18 protein-coding genes are annotated in these 25096 nt (G+C 62.2%); 10 read left to right on the top strand and 8 right to left on the bottom strand.

The window, feature by feature from the left end:
- Positions 1 to 59 precede the first annotated feature (59 nt).
- On the top strand, positions 60 to 278 hold the full coding sequence (locus ACKAMS_RS26880) for a hypothetical protein (protein WP_149357610.1): 219 nt from the start codon (positions 60 to 62) through the stop codon (positions 276 to 278).
- 214 nt (positions 279 to 492) lie between these two features.
- On the opposite strand, the gene ACKAMS_RS26875 is transcribed toward ACKAMS_RS26880, so the two are convergent.
- Both ACKAMS_RS26875 and ACKAMS_RS26870 read right to left on the bottom strand, forming a co-directional pair.
- Entirely contained in the window at positions 493 to 1098 is a 606-nt protein-coding gene (locus ACKAMS_RS26875; RefSeq protein ID WP_161121803.1) for a restriction endonuclease, read from the bottom strand.
- Between the two features lie 32 nt (positions 1099 to 1130).
- On the bottom strand, positions 1131 to 2276 hold the full coding sequence (locus ACKAMS_RS26870; protein ID WP_161121802.1) for a hypothetical protein: 1146 nt from the start codon (positions 2274 to 2276) through the stop codon (positions 1131 to 1133).
- Positions 2277 to 2484: 208 nt separating this feature from the next.
- On the opposite strand from ACKAMS_RS26870, the gene ACKAMS_RS26865 reads away from it, so the two are divergent.
- The 5 genes from ACKAMS_RS26865 to ACKAMS_RS26845 all read left to right on the top strand — a co-directional run bounded on the left by ACKAMS_RS26865 (position 2485) and on the right by ACKAMS_RS26845 (position 13446).
- Positions 2485 to 2895, top strand: a complete 411-nt coding sequence (locus ACKAMS_RS26865; RefSeq protein ID WP_161121801.1) for a hypothetical protein — start codon at positions 2485 to 2487, stop codon at positions 2893 to 2895.
- Positions 2892 to 3299, top strand: coding sequence for a hypothetical protein (locus tag ACKAMS_RS26860; protein WP_161121800.1), 408 nt, complete (start codon positions 2892 to 2894; stop codon positions 3297 to 3299). The genes ACKAMS_RS26865 and ACKAMS_RS26860 overlap by 4 nt, the downstream gene beginning before the upstream one ends.
- 46 nt (positions 3300 to 3345) lie before the next feature.
- Positions 3346 to 3549 (top strand): hypothetical protein, encoded by a 204-nt coding sequence (locus tag ACKAMS_RS26855; protein WP_158171128.1) that lies wholly within the window; start codon positions 3346 to 3348, stop codon positions 3547 to 3549.
- Positions 3550 to 3748: 199 nt separating this feature from the next.
- On the top strand, positions 3749 to 4432 hold the full coding sequence (locus ACKAMS_RS26850) for a hypothetical protein (protein ID WP_161121799.1): 684 nt from the start codon (positions 3749 to 3751) through the stop codon (positions 4430 to 4432).
- A gap of 254 nt (positions 4433 to 4686) precedes the next feature.
- Entirely contained in the window at positions 4687 to 13446 is an 8760-nt protein-coding gene (locus ACKAMS_RS26845) for a helicase-related protein (protein WP_161121811.1), read from the top strand.
- A 112-nt stretch (positions 13447 to 13558) separates the two neighbouring features.
- Here the strand turns inward: ACKAMS_RS26845 and ACKAMS_RS26840 are convergent, their stop codons facing one another.
- Positions 13559 to 14284 carry a hypothetical protein gene (locus tag ACKAMS_RS26840; RefSeq protein WP_408989809.1) on the bottom strand — a complete coding sequence of 242 codons (726 nt, stop codon included), beginning with the start codon at positions 14282 to 14284 and terminating at the stop codon, positions 13559 to 13561.
- Between the two features lie 274 nt (positions 14285 to 14558).
- Between ACKAMS_RS26840 and ACKAMS_RS26835 the strand changes: the two genes are divergently transcribed.
- Positions 14559 to 15665, top strand: coding sequence for a pentapeptide repeat-containing protein (locus ACKAMS_RS26835; RefSeq protein WP_161121654.1), 1107 nt, complete (start codon positions 14559 to 14561; stop codon positions 15663 to 15665).
- 5 nt (positions 15666 to 15670) lie between these two features.
- Here the strand turns inward: ACKAMS_RS26835 and ACKAMS_RS26830 are convergent, their stop codons facing one another.
- Positions 15671 to 16240: a hypothetical protein gene (locus ACKAMS_RS26830; RefSeq protein ID WP_161121655.1), complete on the bottom strand. Its 570-nt coding sequence runs from the start codon at positions 16238 to 16240 to the stop codon at positions 15671 to 15673.
- Positions 16241 to 16259: 19 nt separating this feature from the next.
- The gene (locus ACKAMS_RS26825) at positions 16260 to 16889 is read right to left on the bottom strand and encodes a hypothetical protein (protein WP_202427380.1); all 630 of its coding nucleotides are present in this window, start codon (positions 16887 to 16889) and stop codon (positions 16260 to 16262) included.
- Between the two features lie 256 nt (positions 16890 to 17145).
- Here ACKAMS_RS26825 and mobF point away from each other — a divergent pair, with 256 nt between their 5' ends.
- Both mobF and ACKAMS_RS26815 read left to right on the top strand, forming a co-directional pair.
- Entirely contained in the window at positions 17146 to 21423 is a 4278-nt protein-coding gene (gene mobF / locus ACKAMS_RS26820; RefSeq protein WP_408989808.1) for a MobF family relaxase, read from the top strand.
- Between the two features lie 62 nt (positions 21424 to 21485).
- Positions 21486 to 23264 carry a hypothetical protein gene (locus tag ACKAMS_RS26815; RefSeq protein ID WP_321188102.1) on the top strand — a complete coding sequence of 593 codons (1779 nt, stop codon included), beginning with the start codon at positions 21486 to 21488 and terminating at the stop codon, positions 23262 to 23264.
- A gap of 104 nt (positions 23265 to 23368) precedes the next feature.
- On the opposite strand, the gene ACKAMS_RS26810 is transcribed toward ACKAMS_RS26815, so the two are convergent.
- From ACKAMS_RS26810 to ACKAMS_RS26800, 3 genes are all read right to left on the bottom strand, one after another.
- Positions 23369 to 23536, bottom strand: coding sequence for a hypothetical protein (locus tag ACKAMS_RS26810; RefSeq protein ID WP_202427381.1), 168 nt, complete (start codon positions 23534 to 23536; stop codon positions 23369 to 23371).
- Positions 23537 to 23600: 64 nt separating this feature from the next.
- Positions 23601 to 23972: a hypothetical protein gene (locus tag ACKAMS_RS26805; protein WP_161121658.1), complete on the bottom strand. Its 372-nt coding sequence runs from the start codon at positions 23970 to 23972 to the stop codon at positions 23601 to 23603.
- Positions 23969 to 24445: a hypothetical protein gene (locus ACKAMS_RS26800; RefSeq protein ID WP_161121659.1), complete on the bottom strand. Its 477-nt coding sequence runs from the start codon at positions 24443 to 24445 to the stop codon at positions 23969 to 23971. The genes ACKAMS_RS26805 and ACKAMS_RS26800 overlap by 4 nt, the downstream gene beginning before the upstream one ends.
- Positions 24446 to 24577: 132 nt before the next feature.
- Here ACKAMS_RS26800 and ACKAMS_RS26795 point away from each other — a divergent pair, with 132 nt between their 5' ends.
- Complete coding sequence (locus ACKAMS_RS26795; protein ID WP_161121660.1) at positions 24578 to 25078, top strand: hypothetical protein; 501 nt, start codon at positions 24578 to 24580, stop codon at positions 25076 to 25078.
- The last annotated feature ends 18 nt before the right edge of the window (positions 25079 to 25096 follow it).

Raw genomic sequence — 25096 nt, 5'->3', positions numbered from 1 at the left:
GGGCTCTCCGATCTTACGAATGACCGGATCAAACCCGCACCTAAGAAAGTAGGACCACCATGAACAACGAGATCACCACCATTGTTGCCCCAGTCGCACGAGCAGGAGCCGGTGCAGCAGTAGCCGGATTCGTACTCGGAACCCTGATCGGCTGGCTGTTCCTTCCGGACGCGATGAAGCCGTGGCAGCTCGGCATGATCTTGGCCTTGGTCTCCTTGTTGCTGGTTCTCCTCTGCGCTGCCCCCTACGTATGGCGCCGGTACAGCGGGCAAAGCTAGCAGCGCAATCCCTCGCGTTAGGCGCGGGATCCATTGAGTGGCTCCTGAAAGGGCGTCACTACTTTTTCGGGGGCATCCTGTGCCGCCGAGTATGAACGGCGTACCGACACCGCCGCACAGAACGCCCACGACACTTTGTTCTGATCCGAGCCACATCGAGTCGCCAGTCTGCCTGCAAGCGGACATCACGGACCCAGTAGGGACGAACAGGCCGCTATTTCTTCAGGAACCCGCCGATTGCGGCGACGATCAACACCAGACCGGCGCATCCGGGCAGGGCGAAAATATAGTCCAGAACTGGCACAGACAGATCGAAGGCAGCGAGGAATGCAACCGGGGAGATGAGTAAGACACCCCAGAAAAGCCATCTCAGATTGTCGTCGACAATGAAGCGGGGCGCACCGAGATCAGCCCCTCTCGATATCGAACGAGCAGCCGAATTGTAGGGCCGCACAGCACCCTTCGCGTCGAAAGTGAACAATGCAATGCCATTCCCCGCAGCATATTCGTCAGCGTGCGACGAGTACCCACCCAACGAGAAGAACAGCATCGACCTTCGATGATCGCGCCCCCGCGCACCATACAAGCGTTGAAGATCCGGGCGCCCGACCTGCGATTTGTGCATCTTCACCTGGGCAATCGCTCTCGACGACAGCACATCGATGCCGCCGTCCGGTCCCCCTGGTGTCGCCCGCGCGTCGGTGAACCCCATCTTTCGCATAGCTGAAGCCATCGCCAATTCAGCCTGTTGATGAGAGAGAGTCACGACAGCAGCGCCTCCTGATAAGTGAAATCCACTTATACACGGCCAGTCTGACATCTAGGAGCAGTTAGCCTGCCACCAGACGGCGGTCAAAGCCACTTCATGAAAATCAAATTCAGGTGCGGTAGATCCTGCGGCAGGATCACCATGAGGGGAATTCCAGTAGATGCAGCCAGCCTTTTCTTGTCGTGCATCTTCGCTGCGTACTCAGGTGACGCCATCATGCCGGCGGCTTCGACCATTGTTCCATCGCTGAGCTGCCAGTCTGCTCGCCGTCGGCCGGATGCGTTGTATTTAGGGTGGGCGGGCCATAGTGGTTCGGGCTGGTGCGCAATTCCATTTCGGGTCATGAAATTATCGATCTCGCACTCGAAGAGTGACCTGCACCAGTGCCCATCCGCTGCCCGCTTCTGTGTGCCCCGATATTGAATTAGCGACTCGCCACCGAAACCTGCGGCGTCAACATAATTGGCCCATGGATTGAGCCCGAGCCGTTTCAGATTTCCCTTATAAGGCAAGGCCATTTTGGCCGCCATGACGTTGTCTCGCTGGACGTCGGGAATGTCATAGGGGACGGATACAGTGGCTTCCCAGAGGGTAGGCACGAAACCTGCCACGTTCACGTAGTGCTGAAGCGCCGCGATCGCCGTCTCTTGGGTGTGTGGCCAGGTTGGCCACACACCCAAGTACGTTTCGCTACACATCAAACACCAGCGGGGTGGGCCGATATAGGTAACTTTCCAGGGAGTTATGGCATTCAAATGTGTGCGACCGCGACATAGAGGGCACCGGCGCTCGCGGAAGCGCTGCAATGGCACATCCTTTCGGTTTCGCCCGAATGCAATGACAGCGGTATTCGGGGCTTTGCATTCGACCATTCGTCCTGTGTCATAGCCGGTGGCTTCTACCAGGGGTTTGCACACGTCTTCGAGCTCGGGGAAAGCCTTAGCGGCGTGATCACCGAAGACATGCGGTGTGTAACCGCCGAAGGTTTGAGCCAGACGGGAGTAAAGCGAATCAGCCGCATCCGGCCATATCCCCGGTGGAAGTTGGTCAGCTGTGGCGCTCAGGTCTGGGGTGCCCCTGCCCTCAGGACCGGGGGAGTTGGACCAGATGGAATCGTAACGACTGCCGGAGATTCGCTCCCTGCGAGCCAGCATTTGGTCAAATCCAGGCGGGAGAATCAACCCAGCGTTGTTTCTGCCTGCGCGGGCGCCGCTATCGACATGTGCCATGCAGAGAGGGTAGCGACCTGCATTTTTCCGTTGCAGAGCCTGAAGCTACGGCAGCGCGTTCGTCGTCTATACGGCGCCAGCTTACTGGACGCATTCCAATTCATCCCCCTCTGATGGAGGGAGAAACCCCACCGCTTCTATTTTAGACTGGTACTAAATAGAGTATGGTCACAGCAGTCGAGTAGAAGGCAAAGGGGAGGGCAGAGCGGTGACCATTTCGTACACGGGCAGCGATCCGATTCAGAGCGCGGGAAAAGCGCTACCGATTCATCGTCCGATGAACGCCGGACACCGCCAGGCGCTCGCCCAGGTGGCGCGCGAGTTCTACGAGCGCACCGACCCGGACGCCGAGACCGATTCCCTGGCCTCGAACATCACCGTCGACGACGGAGACCTCATCTGGCACAGCGGCGGCGGCCACGACATTCTGTTCACCATCGTCGAGGTCTACGGCGAGCACGTGGTCCGCGCCATGGAGAAACGGTCGGGGTCCTGGGTTACCGTCACAGACCAGTGGGTCGACCCGAACAATGCGGCCAGTACAGCCGCAACGATCTGGCAGCTCATATCGCTGGTGACGAACACCAGCACTCCAACAGAGGGGGAAGAAAAGTCATGACTATCGAGGTCCATTTCGTCGGTGACGGCCCGGTTTCTTCGATGCGCTACTACCCAGACGCGGCGAGGCTCGACCAATTGGAGAGTTATCTGAGCAGAATCGCCGAGGGTACGGGCAGCGTTAGTGAATTCGATCGAATGATCGGCTACTCCGAACTCGGAAACTCCAACCGCCTGCGGACCGTGCTCGTCGACAATTGCCTTGAGCAGACCCATGGCGTCAATCTCGATATCGAACATCCGATTGTCGCGATGCTGGAAGATCGAGGAGGTCTCGAGCTGACAGGCGATCACCTTGAGATAGTCCAAGCGCTGCCAAGGTCGTTCAATATCACCGTCCCGTGGTCACAGATTGTCTCGGTTAACCGTTTCGCGACCCGCAAAGCAGTACCCGCCGACGAGTGAGCCAGTGCCCGGGGTACCTAACACCCGCTAGAGAGGTTGGTCCGTGATGGACGGCAACAGTTTCGCCATCGGAGTTTTCATCGCATTCAACGTGCTGTCCGTCGCGGGCGGGTTGTTCTGCGCACGCCGCTCGTACGTGCGTCACCGCCGACCCCTGCGTGCCTTCATGGCGGGTATCGGAGGGTTGTTCATCGCGCCGGCCGTGCTGATGGTGTTCGTCGCTCTGGCTCGTCCTCAGGTGCGTGGTTAGCGTCCCGCAAATTTGATAACGATCGGTACTTATCGCAGGTCAGGGCACGTTTTTGTCCCTACTGTGTAGTAAAATCGACCTCAGAAACTCCCCGTTTTCGTGCGGAGTTACGCCCTGGATGGGCGCAGTCGAGGAGGTCGAGTGGCACGCGAAGACGTCAACCAGGGCGCGTTCGAATTCGAGGAAGAAGGAGCAGACAATGGCACCCGTGAACGAGGAAACAGCGGGACCGCTCAGCGAGGAATCGACCGAGGCGGTCGAGGGGATCGACGTGACGATCGCGGACGAGACATTCCGGATTCTGGTGGAGTGGATCGGGCTGGACAAGGATTCGAGCGCGGACCGGGAAACGATCGATCGGGAAGCGCTGCGACTGCAGGGACTGACCGAGGTCGCAGCTCAGCCGCTGGAGCGGCAGGCGAGCGAGCAGTGGAGCCAGTCGAATCCGGGCAAGACCCCGACGTACTTCGACGTGGTCCGGGCGAAGGAAACAGCGTGGCGGGCAGCGCGGGAGATGGTTCTCTCCCAGGAGCTGTACTCACAGGTGACACCGCAGATCGTGGCTCAGATCGACCAGCTGGCGCAGGAAGCGGACAGCGAGATCGACGCCGAGCAGACCCGAGCGCGGGAAGCACACGACCCGGATCGGTGGAAGAGCCTGAACGTCGCCCCGCGACCAATCGCCGGCAAGATCGTGCACCGGGTCTGGCTGGAGAAGCCAGCGTGGTTCCGACAGTTGGCGAAGGCGCTGGTAGCGCAGCGGATCGAGGACGATCAACGCGTTCCGATGACCGCGCTCGATCCGATCGCGGACGAGTTGGCCGAGATGATCGAGAAGGAAATCCGGCTCAACCCGCCGAAGGATCCGAACGTACCGTTCTAGAGGCTCAAGATCAGTGGGCGCGTTCAAGTCTCGCCCTCGAAGAACTCGAACTCCAGGGCGACAAGCTCACCAAACGGCTCGCTGCAGCGCAGCGCGCTCTGGCGACGGCACGCGAGCGCGGACTCCCCGCCGGCATCGAAGCCAATCTCGCCAACGTCGCCCGAATCACCGGGCGACTCGACAGTCTCCGGACGCAGTGGCGGGTCCAATTCGCCGACGAGAACCGATTACGACGCGAAGTCCAGGCGCTCGGTGTGGACCCGCACGCTGTGCCTCGCGCCCTGGTCCAGGAAGTGTCCGGAGCCGATCGAACCCCGAAACCGAGCTGGCGCAGCGAACCGATCAGTTCCCGACAGGTCACCAAACTCGAAGAACTCTCCCGGCAGGCAGGCAAGCCGTTCGAGGTAGACCTGACGATCACCAAAGGTGAAGCGCACGATCTGATTTCGTCCATCCTGAGCGGCAACCTCAAGGAAGTTCAGCTCGTCGGACGCCCCCAAGGGCCACTACTCAACCCGCCGATCACGCCCACCGTGCAACCGCAGGTGGAACCGGAACCGGATGCAGCACAAGCAGATACCGCCGAAGCGGACATCGCGCTCCCGCCCATCCCTGAGCCTGCCGACCCCAAAGCCGAGGTCACGGCACGGATTCTGGCGATGCTCGCCGAACCGGACGCCGATGCGGACCTGCGCGCCGATCCGAACATCAACACCGCCGAACAGTTCCTGGCGTGGGCCGAGGGACACTTCACCGGCAAAGCGCAGGTAGCTCTGGCGGATCTGATGACCGATCGCCGGTCCCTGACCGACGAAATGTTCCTGGCCTGCCGAGGAGTGCTTCTCGATCGCGCCAGCTGGCATGAACTCGGTACCACCGCCGCGCAGGCGTACTGGCAGACCCGCACCGAAACCCCGGTGGAGAACCCGACGATCACCGCCGTCGTCGAGGCGGTCGTCACCGCACGTGAGAGCGACGAGCGTGAGGTCACCGAGGATTACCTCGAAACCGCGCAGCACGCCGCACAACAGGTGATCGAGGCAACAGAAACCGGCGTCGAGGACACCAACGACGAGGTAGCCGCACAGAGCGAGACCGCGATCGCCCAGCGGGAAAACCAGCTCGAAGCGTTGCAGGAAGCCCTGGACCTGGGTATCGCACCCGAAATCGACGACTGGGAAACCCGCGCCTACAGCCTGTTCAACCCCGATACGCCGCTCGACCTGCCCTATCCGGACTCCGATCCAGGATTCAGTGCCGCCCGCCGCAAGCTCAAAGGCGAAACAGCCCGCAGTGCACTCGATGCACAGTGGTGGCGAGGAGCCCGGCGCGCACAGAACGAGGCCGTCGCCGCCGACATGGAGCAGCTGTTCCAGGAGGCCGCGACCTCACCCGAGCTGATCGCGTCCACCGGCGGCCGCGATGCCCGCGCCGCCAGTTACGCGCACGACTACCGGAAAGTCTTCGCCGAGGTCATCACCGCGCTAGCGGAGAACGGCTCACCGCAGCGTCAGGCCGCAGCTCAGCTGATCAACCAGCTGCCCGAGGTCCACACCCCGGAATGGTTCACCGAAACGCTGGTCACCGCCTGGGAGGCCAACCATGCCGCCGAGCTGACCTGGTCACCTCAGGTCGAGGCCGAGTGGAAGAGCTGGATGCACGACCATCTCCTCGAAGATCCGGTCATTGCCACCTGGGCGGGTAAACCTCCGGTCACGCGGGACTGGATGCTCGGAGCGGGCATCGAGGTCGCTTTCACGGTGCTCGCCGAGGAGCGACCCGACCTTGTCGACGCAACGGCCGACATCCCCAGAGCCGCCCTCGAAGCGGAATTGCGCAGCGACGTCGTTCCGAATCTGTACCCGGCCGACGTCAAGGCGGAAGATCGCCACCCAGTGTTCGAAGAAGGTAGCGCGTTCAGCACACACAGTGCCGCGATCCGGCTGCGCTCGAAGAAACGGTTCTCGATCGAGTTCTTTCCCTCCCGAAACTTCTGGGAGTACCGGTTCGACAGGAGCTACAACACGTACTCCAGCGGCCGAGACCACCGTTTCGCGCTGGGTCGCGTACTCGAAGCAGCCAAACTGCCGATCCCCGAGTGGATCGAACGCGCCTACCGTCCGGTCGACGTAGCACACAAGCAGGTCCTCGCGACCGCGGTGCTCCTCGCTCGTGGACACGAGTTGTACTACATCAGCGCGCACAGCGCCCCGATGTGGAGCAACGGAAACAGCAGTTTCAACGCCATCGGATCGTCCCTGCAGCGCTTCGCCCGCCGTCAGGTTCTCGACGATCTTCGCCGGATGCACCCGGCCGAGATGTCGTTGCTCGAGGCCCAAGGCTTCGACATGGACTGGACCTTGCTGCACGAGGTCGACAAGCCGCTTTTGGAGGCGATGCACGCCGAAGGTGTTCCCGCCCAGCCGATGTTCGGTAACGATGTCATCGCCGGGGTAGCCGGGGCGGTCATCGTCGGTGACCCCGAGGGCACACACATCGAGCTCCGCCAGCCGGGATTCGGCTGGGACGGGCCGGTCACCCTCGACGGCCAGCACTACGGAGGAGTCAACACCTGGCGCGAAGCCATCGACGAGGCCCGCCAACAGCTACCTCGTAAACGCGCCGCAGAGAACCAGAGCGCACCGCTCCAGTCGCAGGTGGAGACCACATCCGAACGGGCAGTGGAGAAGACCACAGAGGTCGAGCCCGAACCCGAACGTGCCACCGGCACCGATTCTGCCGTCAAAGCGGACGCGGAAGCGGAAGTCGAGACGGACGAGGAAACCGCACCGGTTCCGCCGGCGGAAAGTGTTGTCGCCGACGACGGTGTGCTGATCGTTCCGGAAGAGCTGCACGGCGAACCGATCACCAGCCCCCTGTGGCGCAACGGCGGTTTGGTCCAGGCCCGCAAGGAATCCGGCGCAACGATCTGGATCTCCCCGGAGACCGCCGCCGAGTACGGATACCAGCCGACGCAGGCAGTGGCCGAAACCGACGCCGCACCGGTCGTCACGGTCGAGGAGACCGCAGACCTCGAGACCACAGTCGAGGAACCACAGCCACAGCTGCAGGAGCCGGCCCCTGCGCCGGTAGAGGCAGGTGAGGACTTCGCACTCGGCACCGAGGTACTGGTGCCTTCCGGCGCGAAAGCCCGAGTACGCGCGAACATCGCGGCCGCGCAACTCGTGACCGAGCTGACCGAGCAAGGACGTACCGCCACCGCAGCGGAGCAGGACGTTCTGGCTCAGTGGTCCGGGTGGGGCGCCGTCCCGGAGGTCTTCGACAACCGACCCCGCTTCAAGGAACGCTGGGCGAGCGAACGCGCCGACCTTCTCGCTGTTCTCGGTGAACGAGGTTTCGCGCAAGCCCGCGAGACGACCCTCAACGCGCACTACACCGACCCGTCGATCGTCGCCGAACTGTGGCGATCGGTCGAACGCGCCGGATTGCCCGAGAATGCACTGATCCTCGAACCCGGTTGCGGTGCGGGGCACTTCGTCGGAACCGCACCGGCCGGGGTGAACATGGTCGGCGTCGAAATCGAACCGATCAGCGCCCAGATCGCGCACCAGCTGTATCCGTCCCAGCAGATCCGTAACCACGGATTCGAGCGAGCATTCGCCCCCGACGAGACCTTCTCCGGAGCGATCGGCAACGTACCCTTCGGCAAGCACGGCGTCCCGGACCCGATCCACAACGCCGACGGTCACTCACTGCACAACCAGTTCATCCTCAAATCCCTGGCCCTGACCGCACCCGGCGGCTACGTCGCGGTGGTGACCTCTGCCTACACCTCCGATGCCCGCCGGCCCGATGTCCGCAAGAAGATCACCGCCGACGCCGACCTGGTCGGAGCGGTCAGGCTGCCCACCGGCGCGTTCGACCGGCAAGCCAAGACCGCCGTCGTGACCGACGTGTTGATCTTCCGGCGCCGCGAGGCGGGACAGGAGCCGACGCGGGAGACCGCGCAGTGGGCAAGCGAGGCGAAGAACATCGCTCTCGATGTCCGCGGCAAGGAAGGCGAGGAGAAGAAGCGGGCGGAGGAATACGGCCTCAACGCCTATTTCGTCGAACGCCCCGAGCGGGTCCTGGGCACGTTGGCGCTCGGACACGGAGCGAACGGCAACCGCAATCTGATCGTCGAGGCGAACCTGCGGGCACCGTTGGCGCAGCAGCTGCGCCGCCAGCTCGACCCGATCGTCGACCAGGCCCTCGAACAGGGACTCGGATTCACCGCACCCGCGCCGACGAGTCAGGTCGCCGAAGCGTTCACCAGCGCAGGGTTGCTGACCGACGCCGGTCTCGAGTCCGCGACCATCGAACCGGGAACCACCCGATTCGACGAGGTCAAGGGACAGTTCGAGCAGTTCAAGATCGGGCAGGGCTGGACGTACGTCAACTGCACCGGCAAGGACAAAGCCGAGCAGTGGAAGGTACTCATCGCCCTCGGTGAGACCGTCATGAACATCACCGACGCGAGCCGCTCGACCGAGTCCACCCGCGCCGAACGCGATGCCCTGCGCGCCCAGCTGAACAGTCTCTACGACGGTTATGTCGACCGTTGGGGGCCGATCAACCGGTTCACCCTCACCGAACCAGCGCCGCTGACCGAAAAGAAGATCGCCGAACGACTCGACAAGGCGATCGAACGGTGGCGCATCAAGATCGGCAAGGCCGAAGCCCGCGAGGAAGGTCTACCCGCCGATCAGGCCCGTCCGTACACCGGACAGGTACCCGAGGACATCCTCGAGGAAATGCAGGAAAAGGCCGCGACGGAGCCGGTTCCGCAGAAGAACCAGAGCCACCTCAAGGGCGCCATTGCCCGCGATCCCCGTGTGGGCATGGTCCTGGCGATCGAGACGTTCACCTCCCGTTTCGACGGCACCGACGCCGAGGCCGGCAAGTCCACGATCTTCACCGAGGACACCACCCCGTTCAAGGAACGCGCCGAATCGGCCGAGCACGTCGACGAGGCGATGGCGATCAGCTTCGACGAGCTCGGCTACATCTCGCCCGAGCGGATGGGGGAGTTGCTCGACTGCGAGGTCGGCGATGTCGTAGACCAGGCGCGTGGGCGCATGTTCCCGTCCCTCGATCAGCCCGGGGAGTGGGAGTTGGCGGAAACGTTCCTCTCCGGACACGTCCGCGACAAGCTCGCTGCAGCCCGGCGGCTCGCTGCCGAAGATCCCGAGCTGTACGGCGGTGCCGTCGAGGCGTTGGAGCGGGTCGTGCCCGTCGACGTCGATCCGGCGAACATCGGCGTCCGGCCGGGTGCGGCGTGGGTACCGATGGAGTATTACCGCGAATTCCTCGTCAAGGAGTTCGGTCTCGATCCCGCCGCGCTGACCACCGAGTTCGACAAGGTCTCCGGCACCTGGAACTTCAAGACCGAGCAGGACAACCGCCACGTCAACGCTGCCCGCGGCTACACCGACAAGTACGGCAGCTCCCGCTTGGCCGGTGTCGACATGTTCAACCTGATCGCCAACAACCGTGCGATCCAGGTCCTCAAGACGACGGAAGAAGAACTACGGTCACCCAAGCCGCGGTTCCATCCGGAACTGACCGCAGCGGCACGCTCGAACGCGAACGCGCTGCAGGAGCGGTTCGCGGAATGGCTCTGGTCCGACGGTGACCGCTACGTCAAGCTCGCTGCCACCTACAACGAACTGTGCAACTCGTTCGTCAAACCGAAGTACAGCACCGAGTTCAAGTCCTTCCCAGGTCTGAACCCGAAGTTCACGCCGTACAAGTATCAAACGGCCGCTGTACAGCGGTTCCTGCATGACGAGACGATCCTTCTCGATCACGTCGTCGGCGCCGGTAAGACACTGACGATGACGATTTCCTGCATGGAAGCCAAACGGCTCGGGCAGGTCCGTCAGCCGTGGGTGGTGGTTCCGAACCATCTGCTCTCGCAGTGGGGCAAGGACGCCCGCGAGGCGTACCCGAACGCGAAGATCCTCGTCGCGTCCGAGCTGGACGGCATCGAGGACCGGCAACGGTTCATCGGCCAGACCGCAGTCGGGGACTGGGACATGGTCATCGTTCCGCAGTCGGTGTTCGGGCTGGTGGCGATGAAACGAGAAGCGCAGCTCGAATACCTCGACAACGAAATCGTCGAGATGCGGGTCGCGTTGGACGCCGCGAACGCGAACGGATCCGAGTTCTCGGTCAAGCAGATCGAGAACGCGATCAAGGCGACCACCAAACGCATCGACGCGATCGTTGCTCAGAAGTCCTCCGACGAGGGTCTGAGTTTCGAGCAGTCCGGTTGCGACTTCCTGTTCATCGACGAGGCGCACGACTACAAGAACCTCTCGCGGCCCTCGAACTCCGCCGATCTGTCGGTTCCCGACGGGGCGCAGCGTGCCACCGACCTGGAGATGAAAGCGCAGTTCCTGCGCAACCAAGCCCGAGAACGCAACGCGAGGGCAGGGAAGCCGAATGCGCCGGCCAAGGCGATCGGGTTCGCAACCGGCACCCCGATCACCAATGCGATGTCCGAAATCTGGGTGATGACGAAGTTCCTGCGCCCTGATCTTTTGACCCGGACCGGGATGGGCCGCATCGACAACTGGGCCGGCACCTTCGCCAAGCCGGTCACGGCCGTGGAAATGAACATCACCGGCACCAAACTGCGGATGGTCACCCGCATGGCCGAGTACGCGAACGTCCCTCAGCTCGTGGCCATGCTCGACCAGTTCCGGGACGTGGTGACCTCCGACCAGATCGAGGTGCCGCTGCCCGAACTCGACGGGGGAGTGCCGACGATCCTCGAATTCGACCAGGGACAGGACGTCATCGACTTCGTCGCCGACCTCGACGAGCGCTTGGGCAACGTCAAGGGCGATGCGATGCACATCGACAACTCCCTCAAAATCTCCACCGACGGCCGCAACGTCGCCATGCACCCACGCTTGGCGAACCTGCCGTCACCGCCACCGGAGAACTCTCGCGTCGAGGTCGCCGCCGACGCCATCTGGGACGTTCACGCCGAGAACGCCGACGTGTTCATTCCGGCCGACAAGCACGGCCCCGACATGACCGGCGCGTTCCAGGTCGTGTTCTGCGACCGAGGAACACCGAAGGTCGGAGACAGCAGCCGAGCACGCAACGTCTACACCGAAATGCGGGACGCGCTGATCCGGCGCGGCATGAAGGCCGAAGAAATCGCGTTCATGCACAATCACAACTCGCCCAAGGCCAAAGCCAAACTGATGGAAGCGTGCCGCGACGGCAGGATCCGGGTGCTGCTGACATCGACGAAGAAGGGCGGAACCGGACTCAACGTCCAGCGAGCACTCAAACAGCTCGTCAACCTCGACCCCGCCTGGACGGCAGCGGACATGGAACAGCGCATCGGGCGCATCATCCGCCAGGGCAACACCTTCGACAAGGTCAGCGTCGTCAACGTCGTCGCCCGCCGCTCGTACGACGCGATGATGTACCAGTACGTGGCCCGGAAATCCGCGTTCGTCGCGCAGCTGCGCCGCGAAGACCTGCCCCCGACCATGGAAGACGTCGGCGGCGACCTGTCGTTGTCCTGGGCGCAGACCAAGGCAGCCGCCACCGGTGACCCGGTGTTCGTCCAACAGGTCGAAGCCGAGCAGAAAGTCACCATGCTCGAAGCGCAACGCAACGCCATCACCAACAACAACGCCGCTCGGCAGGCGACGATCCGGTCGCTGCAAAGCCGGATCGAGGCCGCGACCGAACGACTTCCAGGACTGCAGGAGCAAAGCGCCAAGGTCCAGGAGTGGCTGGGCATCGAAGACCGCACCAAACGTATCTGGAACTTCCCCAGCGGCCCGGTCCCCGACAGTGAAGTGCCCGACCTGCGCGACGCGCTCAAAGAATCCTTGGCCGCCGCCCGCGAGAAAGTGACCCTCAAACGGGACTTCCTACCGATCGCATCCGTCAACGGTGTCCCGGTGACACTCGGCTACTCGCACGCTCTCAGCGAGTTCATCGTCGACATCGCGGGGGAGGAGCGCTACCTCGCCCGCGACAAGATGACCGACCTCTTCACTCTCGACAGTGCGGCCAACGGCGTCATCCAAACGCTGCGCAACCAACTGTTCTCCGTCAGCAATCGCGGCGACGCCCTCGAACACCAACTGGGCAGCGACAAAGCCAAGCTCGAGGTCGCGATCAGTGAACCGGAACTGGTGTTCACCCACGACGCCGAACTCGAAGCCGCCAAGCTCGAAGCACACGAGCTCGGACTCGAAGTGAACTCCCGAGAGAACTCACCCGATGCTCTGCGGCAGGCACGCCTGGACACCGAACGTCGCCGCGCCGACGGCCAGTACCCAGGCTGGTCACTCGACCTCAACCCCACCGAAGGATGGGCATCCGAGAATGGCATGACCCGCGAAGCGGTCATCGCGACGGTGCCGGCCAAGATGGCCGCAGCGCGTAAGGAGTGGGAGGAGAACGCGCAGGCCCGCGAAGACAACGAACGCGCGCAGCCGTGGCAGAGCATCGACGCCAGCGAAGTCGAATGGCGCTACGGATTCGATCCGAACTCCGGGATGCCCGGTGCGCGTACCCACTGGCACGGCCGCCAATGGCACTGGGAAAGCTGGGATGGCACCGGCCAACACGACCGGGGCACCGCGAACAAGCGCGTCGACGCGTTCGCCCGCGCCTCGAACAGCGTCGACGAGATGGCCCGAGAACGCGACGTCCCGCGGGAAAAGATTCGCGAGGCGAACCTCGAACGCGGCGCACAAACCCGCGCAGCAAACGCAGCCGAGCAAGAGCAAACGAGCGTCGTCGACATCGCACCCAGCGACCAGAGTGCCGCAGCAGACGTGGAACAACCATCGACGGTCGACCAGTCCGTGATCGACGCAGTCAAAGCCGCCGGCGGAAGCCACCCACGCAAACTGCGCGACATCATCAACAACCACACAACCGACACCGAGCAAGGACCAGAAACGAACGAACCGACCTCACAGATCGAGCGCGACTACGGACTAGACGGGGACGGCGAACGCGCAGTCTGACAATGCAACACCCAGCTCCTCCTAGAGGTTACGTCAGCGAATACTGCTGTGCTGACACGGTGGCCGCCAGCTGGCGGCCACCGTGCACAACCACCTGCGGGGGTAGCGACAACTAAGCATTTCTAGCTCGGGAGAGGGCGCCGAAGATATAGTTCGTCCCCCATACCGGGTCGAGCAGAGGAACATCACGCGTAGCCCAATCGACACTCAAGCCAGAAATTAGAGGCTTCAATCGGGCATGATCTTTCTCAGGTGCGAAGACTGCGACTACATCAGTAGTTGCGAAGCGAAAGTCGCCACGATGTCGCCATTCCCGCTCCCAGAAGAAATCTTGTTGCTCAGTCCGTAGCTCCATGAACGGCGTCATCCGAAGAATGTCCATGGATTCAGGCGGATAGTCCGCCGGCGTTTTCGCGCGAGCGTCACGATACGTCTGAATGAGTTGCCGCATCGCTGCCGCAATTGATGGCGCGGGGCCCTGCTCGTCCAAGTACCAGATCGGATGACAACCTTGTGCTCTTGCGAAATTCTTCGCAAACACCACGCCATATGGCTGGAAGTCCCAGGACCTACCCGCAATGTCTCGGACCATCATCCAGGAGTGCTCAATCGGGGTATCCGTAAAGCACACCACACGCTGGGTGACTGTAGGGGATGAAATCGTGACCGAGTCGAAGTCGCGCGCGAGTCCCCACGGTTTGCGCGCGGACAGGCACAAGCCTCCCAGAATGCTCATAAGAGCGGCCTCGGCGTCGGCAGGGGTTCCCTTGGTGAAGTGGTGCAGAAAAGTGCTCAGGTCTGAGCGCCGTTGCAGTAGATCCCTAATCAGGTCGGCCATTCCGAAAAGCTAGCTTGTCGATCGGTGTCGTCTCTTAACGGGTGTGTAACCAAACCAGAAAAGAAACGACGAAACGAAGCGGGGCGTAGTCGAACGGGGCGTAGGTCGTGTTGTGGGAAGCAGGTATTTTGGATCGCGATTGACCGAGGTCACCAGAAATGCTCCCAGCACGTCAGCCGGACAAGGGCAAGCCGATCTGGAGGATTTAACAAGCGAATAGATCGCGGGAGATTTCGTGTCTAGCCCCTCTAGAGGAACGCAAAAGGAACAATCCATGCCGAAAGATACGGACGTTTCCAAATGGGTAACCTACCCCGCACGAGCTGCCGTAGGCAGCGTCGTGGGCGCGGGGATCTTTCTGCTTGGTAGGAGTTTCGAGGTCCCTGGGTCCTCTGAATTCTGGGATCTTGCAGCGCAACCGCTCGCCACAACGGTTGCTGGGGCGGGCGCCATTGCTGCGGGTCTCTTGGCACTCCACAACGGCGCCAAGACCCGGTCGCTCGACGCCTCGCACCATAGCGATACGACCAACCGGAACGAAGTCGCCGATCTGCGGTCGCGGTATACAACCGCTGCGCAACAGATGGGTGACAACGATTCCGCTGCGATTCGTGAAGCCGGCATCTACGCCATTTCAGCGTTGATCGACGATTGGTTCAGGTATGGGGCGGATTCGAACCAGCACGCACTGGCGCTCAATCAGGCGCGGTCTTGTATCGGGCTTCTGTGTTCATATCTTCGAGCGAACCGTGACATGGGCGAGTTTCGCTATGACGACAGCTACGACGTCTTCGATAGCTTTCCACGCGCCGAGCTTTCGGTTCGCAATACAGCAGTGGCAGTCCTGCGGGAGCGGATCGCAGGGTGGCGTGCAATAAACGGAGCCTGGTTCCAGGACGATAGAGGAGCGTCGCTGCCGGTGCTATCACTGGATCTGAGTGGAGCGAATCTACGAGGGGCGAATCTAACTGGAGCGAACCTTCGAGTGTGTCGAATGGTGGGGGTCGATCTTCGACATGCCAACCTGGAACGAACGAAACTTTCGTACGCCGATATGCAAGGCGCCCAACTAGAACACTCTGTGCTGGTTGGTGTTGATTTCGTCCAGACAGACCTCAGGCGGGCGGACTTCTCAATGGCGAGATTGACCGATGTCGACCTCAGTGGCGCACGAATCAATTCCGCGAGTTTCACAGGAACGACCATTGTCGGAGCGAATTTCGAGGCGGTCCGTGGTCTTGAGTGGGCCAAAATTCCCGAAGACCTTGTGTACACGGATGACACCAAGTGGCCGAATGCTTACGACCCGCCAACGTCCGCGATCAGTCGAGCGGCGATCACACAGATGGACGTCAGGCGCGAAAACGGAGCAGTTGACTGAGCTTGCTAGAACAACGTGGATTGCCCTGGCCCTGGGTCGGTCTTTGCGCGGAAGAGCGCCTTTTCGTCGTAGCCATATCGGAGTGCTTCGCGGATAGCGACTGAGCGGTCGTAACGTGCGCGGCCGCTGCCGTCGAGCAGTGTGTGGCCGGACAGTCGGCCGAGTGCGATGGCGAATCGAACATTCTCGGCGTACGTGGACTCGACGAGATGTTTCGGTCCTACCCGTACACAAAGAGGCTCGTTGCACTTGTGCTCGCACACCACGCCCTCGTCGAGGAGGCCGTGTGTCAGCTCCACGGAGAAGCGGTGGGCTAGGACGGTGCGTTGACGATTTTTTCGTTGGTAGTTGAAGCGGCCGTATCCGTCCGGAGCGCTGATGGCGCCTACCCAATACCAACAGGTTGGGGACTTCACGACCTTCGACCAGAAGCGGGCGATGTCCTTCTTGGCCGGTGGCAGTGAGGCGTCCACATACCGGCGCGCGCGGGCCGAAGTGGATGTTGGTTCGTCGACAGGTGTGTGGCCGTCAGATTGTTCTGACGGCCACAATCCTGGTTCCGAGTCTTCGGTCACCGATCACTCTTTTGTTGTGTCACGCGGACGCGAGAGTGGGGGAGTCGGCGGGCTTCTCTGCGGCCGCTTCGCTGTCGGCGGGCGTTGCGCTGGCCGGTGCCGGTTCTTCCTTTTGGTCGGCCGCAGTGGTTGCTGATTCGGTGGGTTGCTTCGCGGAGATGCCGGCCTTTTCGAGTTCTTCGGTCGACGAGGCGATCAGTTCCTTGGCAGCCTTGTTCGTGATTCCGAGAACGGTCGCCAGATCGGCGTTTGATCCGCCGAAGGAGAACTGAACAACCGCTTGCGCATATTCGAGAGCGAGCGCGTCTTCGGAGCTTTGCTGGTTCTTCTGAAGCTCTGCGAGCTTGTCCGCGGTGTCCTTCTTGGTCTGCTCGATCTTCGCTGCGGTGTCAGCTTTCAGCTTTTCGATCTTCTTGTCCAGAGATTCCTGCAGTGACTCGATCCGGCGTTCGCCGGCAGCCTCGACGCTGCTCGACTCACGTTCGAGGCGAGCGAGTTTCTGGGAGACCGCGTTGAGCGGTTTCGCGAGGTTCTCGATGCGCTGTTGCGCCGCGAGGGCCTTTTGACGGGCTTCCTTCACGTTCTGTTCAACATTTTTGACTGTGTGTAGTCGACGGGATCGGGTTGCTGCTTCATTTGTGGACGCCATGCCACGAAGTGTATCGGCTCGCGCCGTCCGTGGCCGAGGTTCTTGCACCGTGCGATGCCTCCTGGTGGTCAAGCAAGATGCGCATCAACAGACTCCGAGCGCATCCCAAAAACCCGAAAATCAAAGACCAAATGCCTAACACCCTCGCCGAAGGCGAGAAAGAACCGATGCCTACGGCATCGAAAAACAAGGGGCTACCTGCGGTAGCCAAACAAACTCTTACACACCTCTTGCACCAGGGGTGCGAACTGGCACAATGGTCATCATGATGACCATCCACAAGCTCTCAGCTGGGGATGGCTATACCTATCTGACGAAGCACGTCGCCGCCGGTGACGCCACCGAGTCGAAGAAGAAGGATGTCGTCGATTACTACAACGCCAAGGGCACGCCGCCCGGGCGTTGGTTCGGAAAAGCGACGACCCGCGCCGGTGTGGCGGTCGGCGACGAAGTCACCGAGAACGCGATGCGCGCTGCATTCGGCGCGGCGCGCAAGCCCAACGCTTTCGACACCATGCCGCCAATCACCGCACCGCAGGCTGATCGCTTGGACTGGTCCGCCTCGACTGCGCTCGGTTCGGCATTCAGCTCGTTCACCGAATCTCAGGAGTACGTGCACGAGGTCGAAGAACGCTGCAGCGACTACAAACGCGCTCACGGTGAATATCCGGATACCGCCGCGAAGGACCTGATCAAGCACGACCTGGCCGTGAAGCATCTGACGAAAGTTCAGGCACCGAAGTCCGGTCTGATCAGCGAACAAGAGGTAATGAAATTCATTACCGACAGTTACAACAAGATGCGTCAACCGGTCGCAGGTTACGACCTGGTGTTCACACCCGCGAAGTCGATTTCGCTCCTGTGGGGACTCGGTGATCCCCGTGTGAAAGAAGCGATCGAGGCCGCCCACAAACAGGCCGTCGACGAGGCTCTTGGCTGGATCGAAGACGAGGTCACTTACACCCGGCGCGGCAAAGCGGGTGCCCGGGTGATCAAAGCCGAAGGGCTGCTTGCGGCTCGTTTCGACCACTGGGACAACCGAGTCGGTGACCCCAACTTGCACACGCACTGCGCAGTGTTGAACCGGGTCTTCGCCGAGGACAAGTGGACCACCATCGACGGTCGCATGTTCTACCGTTCAGCGGTCGCAGCGTCCGAACGCTACAACACCCGCGTCGCGGATTTGGTCGCTCGCAAGCTCGGAGTGACCTTCGCTCCCCGCGCCGATACTCCGGTCGGTAAGCAACCGGTGTACGAGGTCGAAGGCATCCCGATCAGCCTCATCGAAGAGTTTTCTCGTCGTCAGGCCATCGTCGACCGACAGGCCGAATTGGCCAACGAGTACCTGGAGCGACATGGCAAGAACCCGCCGAAGAAGGTCCAGTACGCACAGGCGCAACAGGCCACGCTCGACACCCGCAACGCCAAGAACCCGCCGCGTAGCATGGCGGAACTTCGTGCCGAATGGGACGAGCGTGCCCGTGCCATCGTCGTCGACACATCACCTCAAGAGTTGGTCGACCTGGCCCAGACCGGCCACGACAAGCGGCCTCCCTTCGGGCCGGCCGACCTGCCCGAACTGATCAGCACCGTCGAAGAAGACCTGTCCCGCAAAGTCGGTACATGGACCGTGTACAGCCTGACCGCCGAAGTGCAACGTCAGGTCCGTGCGTTCAGTTTCGCCGACGATCTAGACCTCGACGTCTACGTGAAAGCGGCGGTCGAGACCTTGGTGAAGAACCATTGCATCCCGGTGTTCACCGAGATTTACAACGCTCCCGACAGCCTGTCCGAACGCGTCGAGGGCGGCCTGGTTCGGTTGCACACGGTCGACCGCACCACCATGCGGTACACCTCCGAATCCGTCCTCGCCGCCGAGAAGTACATGCGCAACAAGGCCGACGCCGCGAGCGACCTCACCGTTCCGGATCGCGTCATCCGCCGCCAGATCCGACGCATCGAAAAGGAGACCCGCAAGGAAATCGACGTCAAGGACTTCGCCCTCGGGAACGACCAGATCGCCATGATCGAACACTTCCTGACCGCGAAGACTAAGGTCGCCGTCGCTGTCGGTGCAGCAGGGGCCGGCAAGACCACCGCCGCCAAAGTTGTCGCCCGATCCTGGGAACAAACCAACGGCAAAGTCATCGCACTCGGACCGTCCGCCAAAGCGGCCGACGTGCTCGGCGCCGAGATCGACGTCGAAGGCCGCACCATCGCCGACATCCTCACCCGCGATCAACACGGTCTGGCGACCGGAATCGAGAAGGGCGATCTACTCCTGGTCGACGAAGCCGGAATGGCCTCCGCGCGTAACCTCGCAGACCTCACTCGCATTGCAACCCAATCCGGTGCCGTGGTGCGACTTCTCGGTGACCCGCTGCAGTTGGCATCAGTCGAATCCGGTGGTGTTCTGCGCGATCTGGCCGAACGCACCGACGCACCATTCCTGTCGAAGATCCACCGATTCAAAACTGTCGGCGAAGCAGCAGCCAGCTTGCAGCTGCGCGACGGCGACGAGTCCGCACTCGCCTGGTACCAGAAAGAAGACCGCATCCGTGAAGCGATGAAGCACGAGCTTCCGGACAAGGTGTTCGCCGCCTACGTCGCAGACGTCGAAGAAGAGAAGGTGACCTTGATGGTCGCCCCCACCAACGACCTGGTGCGTGAACTGAACCTCAAAGCCACCGCGTACTACCGCGACAAGGGCACCGTGACCGGCGACGGCATCCTTCTCGCCGACGGGCTCGAAGGATCGCTCGGTGACGTCGTGGTCACCCGTAAGAACAACAGCAAATACGTCGTCAAGGACGATCAAGGCAAGCGCACCGGTCGCGTCAACAACGGCGATCTGTGGACGATCGTCGAAGTCGGTGTCGACGGGTCTTTGCGCCTGGAGAACAACGTCAGCGGCGGCCGCGTCGTCGTCGCGGCCGACTACGTCGCCGACAACGTCCAACTCGGCTACGCCGCTACCGTGCACCGAAGCCAGGGTATGACCGTCGGCGCGTGCCACGTCCTGACCGACTCCGGCATGGACCGCCAAGGGTTCTATGTCGCCATGACTCGCGGCAAGCAGAAGAACATCGCCTACGCCGCATCGGATGAGCTTCCCGACTGGGACTTCGAGCACCGCCCCGACGAGCATCCCGGCGCACTCGGCGTGATCACCGGAATCATCGCCCGCGACGGATCGCAGCGCACGGCGCACCAGATGATGGAAGAAGCACAGGCACACGCGGAGTCCTTCGAAGCGATCAAGCAGTCCTACCTCTCCGCTGTCGGCGCGCTCTACGAAGAGCACACCTCGGCGCTGCTCAATGAAATCCTGCCCGACCGCCAGTTCACCTGGGTCCATACTTTCGGCGGCTGGGACTCCATCGTCGAATCCGTCGCCAAGGCCGAAACATTCGGATGGGACACCCGCCGACTGCTCGTCGACGCTGCCAACGTCATGCGAGAGAAGGGCAAGGCCGGCAAGATCGACGAGCACGACAACGCTCCCGGCAAGATCATGGCCGCAGCCCTCGACTCTGCGATCAAGTCCCAAGAAACACGGCAACGATCCGACGAAGTCGCCCGATACCGCGTCCCCGCGCTCACCGACGCCGTCGCAGCGCAGGACAAGATCCTCGGCTCCTACGCCCGCGCCAACATCGAACAGATGCACGCCTTCGTCGACACCTACGTCGAGAAGGCCACCCGCGAACAAGCCCCATGGATCGTGGCCCTCGGTAACCCCGGAAACGATCCCCGCAAGCAGGCGCTGCTCCACACCGCCGCTACCGAAGTGGGACTCTCTCGCGTCCTGAACAATGTCGGCGACGAGGTCACCGACCCCTACGCACACCTGAGCGAGATCCGCGCCGACATCGTGGGCAAGCAGATCGAACAGATCAAGGCGAAGCCCGCGGCCGCGACCGTGTACTCGTCCTACTCGACCGGTGACCTCGCTACCGCTGCCGCATCTGCAAAACGCCGGATCTCCGACACCCGACAAATGCTCGGACAGGCCAAGCGGGAACTCGCACGTGCAACCGAGGACTCCTCCCTCGGCGCCGTGAACTCCGTGATCGCCGAAGTCGAAGCCGACGCCCAGAAGATCGCCGAAGTCCGCCGACTCCGCGACGCCTACGACCGCATCCAGCGCGATCCCACTGCGACCGCCGCCCAGCGCGATCAGGCCCGCACGGCCATGACCGACGCCGAAGCGGGAGCGCCGGCAGAGCAACGATGGGGAGCGATCGAAATCTCGGCCGCCGCGAACCGCGCCAACCAGGGCCGACGCGAGCGTGCCGGCAAGACCGACGACCGCGTGATCGGAGCACTGAACACCCGCATCGCCCGCCTGGAGAAAGTGCTCGCATCCGATCGTCAGCGGCTCGAACTGCTGGAGAAGGAAAAGCTCGCCCGCCGCAGCAACCCGACCACACAGCCCGACCGGCCACGTCCACGAACCGAGGACACCGACCTACACCCAGAACAGGAGCCGCCCACCATCGACCGCGGAACCGACAACGGACCGGAACTGTAAGAGCAGACCAAACATCAAAGTCCTCGCCCCACACCCGGCGAGGGGGGAACGAGGAAATGATCATGGCCGAGAACAATCCGCTCGACTCCGGGACCGCCGGAAGTGCCGAGCCTGACAGCTCTCAGGATTCCCTGGACGACGCCGTACGTGCCGTCGGCTACGACGGGAGCGGCGATGGTCGGCTTCCCGACCTTCTGCGTGAAGCGGGTTACGACCCGTCAGTGTGGGATCCTGAACCCGAATACGAGGCTGAGCGGTACAACGACTACATCGCGGACCAGGAGATCCCCGGTCCTACCCCACGCGCGGGCGGCCCACTCTGGATTGGCGAGGAGATCGTGCGGCTCGTCGACGAAGCCAACAAAATTCCCGCGCAGCTTGCCGACATCGTGGAAACGCACAACCTGCGCAACGCCGACTGGCTGCTGCTCCCCGGCATCGAAGGCGGCGGGTGGCTCCCCATCGCACCGTACCCCGGCGAGTACGGCAAGCGAGAAGAATCCATGCTCGAAGCCGTCAACGCCATCGTCGAACGCTCCGTCGACGCAGTCGACGCGGCGCGCCTTGTCGACTACGCGTGCGCAACCAACATTCTTCGCGAAATCGACCAAGCTCAGGGAACGAACTATCTCCATTCGGTCGAGGGTTATCGTCAGGCCGCGATTGCTCGCAACCGCTCCGTCGAGGCTGACAGCGGCATCTCTGCCGATTCCGCAGTGCAGGAAACCGTGCAACCGACGGTCGAGATCGGCAACGATCCCGGCTCCGGACTCCCTCCCGCCGATAATCCTTTCGTCGCCCGTGAATTCCGCTTGGATCAGCTCGATCTCTCCTCGGATGATCGCGAGGCCGAAGCCGACGCCGCCGTTTCCGAATCTTCGGTCGACCTCGACAAGGAACCCGCCCGCGAGGTACCTGTCGATTCCGGCGTACGCGTCGACCCGATCGCCGCAGGCGCAGCCCGGCCGGGAACACAATCGGTCCCGCAACCGGATCAGCGAGTCCACGACATCGCGTCGTGGCTGCACAACGCCAACTTGAGAGCCCGCGCCGGCGAAGCCGTCAAACCCCCGAAGCCGATCAAAGAGGTTCTCGGGCACTTCAAGAGCGCACCGATCGACCAGACCCGAATCCAGATCCTCGCCGCTGCCGCCGCTGCCCGGACCCTCGAAGGCGAACAATCCGCCAACGCACAGCGCCTGAACAAACTCGTCGTCGAGACTCAGACACGGCTGAACGCGATCCGCGACCACGAGCGCCGAACAGCCGCACTCGAACATCGGGAGAAGGAAACACCCCGCGAGAAGATCGCCGAGTGGGATCAGAATCGGATCGACCGTGAATCGGCCAATGACCGCAACGTCTTCAACGCCGCGGCCGCTGTGGCCGCCGGTTACGTCGCCGCACGCGGACTACCTGCCCACGATCAGCTCGCGCAGCTGGCCGACGAACAACTCGGACCCGTGCCCGAAGCGCCGGCGCCCGCGCCCGACAAGACCCCACAACCGGAAAAGCACAGCGGACCGTCCAAAGCCGGACAGATCAAAAACGTTCTCGACTCCGCAGGCCGGGGGCTTGCCCAGGCCGTCGGACCGGTCGCCGGCGACGACGAGGTCGCCCCGAACCTCTCCCCGGTCAACCTCCATCAGGTAACCGAGGAGCTCGCGCAACTGGCCGCCTCGATCGCACCAGCGATGAAAGCCGCCATGGGCAGCCACCCGCGATCGGTCAAAGAACTGCTCAACATCGTGCAGACCCCGGACGAGGAAAGCGATCTCGCGTTCGAGCAGCACACCGGACTCGGTGTGGAACGAGAACGCGAAACCGAACACGCGGTGTAACCGAGCGAAAAGCTCTACAGACAACACCAACGCCGTCCCGAACCGGGGCGGCGTTGGCTCTTTTCAGAATGCGACCGAAACACGGCCGTCAGGGCATGTGGAAGTTAAGTGGTGATCGGGCCGCGTTCCCTCGTAGTCTCGAGCGCTGCAAGCCTGACGATCTCCGGCTTCGACCGCCTCTTCAACTTGTCGTCGATGATCAACTTGGTCCGCGCCGCGTTGATCTGCGCGTCAGTGACGCGCGCAGCACCTGAGGGTCGAGAGTCCGTCATGAGTGATCGTCACCTCCGAGCAGGGAGAAGGAACGTGCGTCCGCCATCTGCGCTGTTCACAGACCTACGTCTCGGTTTCCTTCGGGTGCGCTGTTTCGCACCGCTCGAGAAACACTCGCCCGGCCGTCTTCGCCCTTGTACCTTTCGGCGCCGGTTCGACGTAGAACCAAATGCGCCCGCCGTCGGTGACCTTGTACTGATAACGGGCGTACGTCCGTCCATTGCGAGTTAGGTACGCGAAGTCGGCCTTGAGTTGGTACAGACGCGCTGTTTCCGTCAGCGGGTCGCACGTCAGCGTGTTCCACGCTTCGGTCGTGGCATTGCGCGCCGTTGCGAGTAGATCAGTCCACCCCTTCTGCGCCTCACGTGTATCGAAAAAGATTTCCCATTCGGTTCGCTTGAGTGGCCGCGGAACCGGCGACTCACGCTTGCTCACGCGTCGAGGCCCGGTGCCGGAACCACCTCGGGCTCATCGAGATACTCGAGATCCGTGCCGTCCGCACTGAGAGACGGATCAGCGTATGCCTCTGCTGTCGCTTCCCAAGCGTTGAGGAGTGCAGACAAGCGGCCGAAACGATTGACGGCGATGCAGGCGCGGGCTGTGTCGTGGAACTCCGAAATGAACTCCGCATGCACCTTCTTCGGCAACAGTCCGATCCACGGCAGCGTCACCGCCATGTTCTTGGCGACACGCTCCAGTGCCACTTCGTCGAGGGAGGCCGCGAAGAGTTGGCCGACAATTCCGAGCGTGGACAGCTCCTGCTGACTGTCCGATTCCTGAGTCAACCGAAGAGATGGCGCCTGCCTGCGAGTCAACACGACCTCGCCGGCATCTGCGAGAACACTGAGGACATCCTTCGGGGATCGGAGCAGTTCGGAAAACGTGGCGGTTGCTGCTGTCTTACTCATGTGACCATTATATCAGAACTAGTTCAGAACTACCATGGTAAAGTGATGGACGGAACTACCGACGGGCAGCACAAGCGACCCGAGTCTCAGCAATTACCAGGACACTTGTTCCTGCGATCTAGGGTGAATGACATGGCAACAGTGACGGCAATCTCGGGAGAGATCCAGGTTCGCCTCGCTGTGCGCGTTCAAGCCCGCCAGTTCGAAGCGCTGAGGGCAACTCCCGGGTTCGCACGGATGCTGGACACGATCAGGCAGATCCGCGAAACCATCCGGATCCCGGAGACCAGCCTCCTCCAGGCACACCAAGCGGTTCTTGACTCACTTGCGTCGATCCAGCCCGCCAACTTCGTACTTCCTCGGCGAACGTCGGGTCTTGATCCTTGGCGCATTGGTTTATCCGAGCCCAAGTCGGTTGATGGACTTGACGTTCTCCTCGCGGGGTATCGCAATGCACTCCGGGCGAGGCTTGACCCCGGCATCGGCCGAATTCTGGCGCTCCTCACCCTCACCCGCGATCAGCACGGCAAAACGCCGGGCCAGATCGTCACTTCACACCCCGCGGTCACGCGTGGCCCCAACGTCTGCAGGTCGATTCTTCGATCATCTGCGGACTTGGTTGTGGGTGCCTAAGGGCACTTTGTAGTCCGC

This window comes from Rhodococcus sp. 5A-K4 (genome assembly GCF_046097995.1).
GTDB classification, from domain to species: domain Bacteria; phylum Actinomycetota; class Actinomycetes; order Mycobacteriales; family Mycobacteriaceae; genus Rhodococcus_F; species Rhodococcus_F erythropolis.
This window is presented reverse-complemented; position numbering and strand designations above follow the sequence as displayed.

Coding starts and splice junctions, on each gene's coding strand:
- ACKAMS_RS26860 (WP_161121800.1), top strand. CDS start 2,892: ATGACTATCGAGGTCCATTTCGTCGGTGACGGCCCGGTTTCTTCGATG.
- ACKAMS_RS26875 (WP_161121803.1), bottom strand. CDS start 1,098: ATGTCAGACTGGCCGTGTATAAGTGGATTTCACTTATCAGGAGGCGCT.
- ACKAMS_RS26835 (WP_161121654.1), top strand. CDS start 14,559: ATGCCGAAAGATACGGACGTTTCCAAATGGGTAACCTACCCCGCACGA.
- ACKAMS_RS26850 (WP_161121799.1), top strand. CDS start 3,749: ATGGCACCCGTGAACGAGGAAACAGCGGGACCGCTCAGCGAGGAATCG.
- ACKAMS_RS26800 (WP_161121659.1), bottom strand. CDS start 24,445: ATGAGTAAGACAGCAGCAACCGCCACGTTTTCCGAACTGCTCCGATCC.
- ACKAMS_RS26815 (WP_321188102.1), top strand. CDS start 21,486: ATGGCCGAGAACAATCCGCTCGACTCCGGGACCGCCGGAAGTGCCGAG.
- ACKAMS_RS26840 (WP_408989809.1), bottom strand. CDS start 14,284: ATGGCCGACCTGATTAGGGATCTACTGCAACGGCGCTCAGACCTGAGC.
- ACKAMS_RS26855 (WP_158171128.1), top strand. CDS start 3,346: ATGGACGGCAACAGTTTCGCCATCGGAGTTTTCATCGCATTCAACGTG.
- mobF (WP_408989808.1), top strand. CDS start 17,146: ATGGTCATCATGATGACCATCCACAAGCTCTCAGCTGGGGATGGCTAT.
- ACKAMS_RS26810 (WP_202427381.1), bottom strand. CDS start 23,536: ATGACGGACTCTCGACCCTCAGGTGCTGCGCGCGTCACTGACGCGCAG.
- ACKAMS_RS26825 (WP_202427380.1), bottom strand. CDS start 16,889: ATGGCGTCCACAAATGAAGCAGCAACCCGATCCCGTCGACTACACACA.
- ACKAMS_RS26880 (WP_149357610.1), top strand. CDS start 60: ATGAACAACGAGATCACCACCATTGTTGCCCCAGTCGCACGAGCAGGA.
- ACKAMS_RS26795 (WP_161121660.1), top strand. CDS start 24,578: ATGGCAACAGTGACGGCAATCTCGGGAGAGATCCAGGTTCGCCTCGCT.
- ACKAMS_RS26870 (WP_161121802.1), bottom strand. CDS start 2,276: ATGGCACATGTCGATAGCGGCGCCCGCGCAGGCAGAAACAACGCTGGG.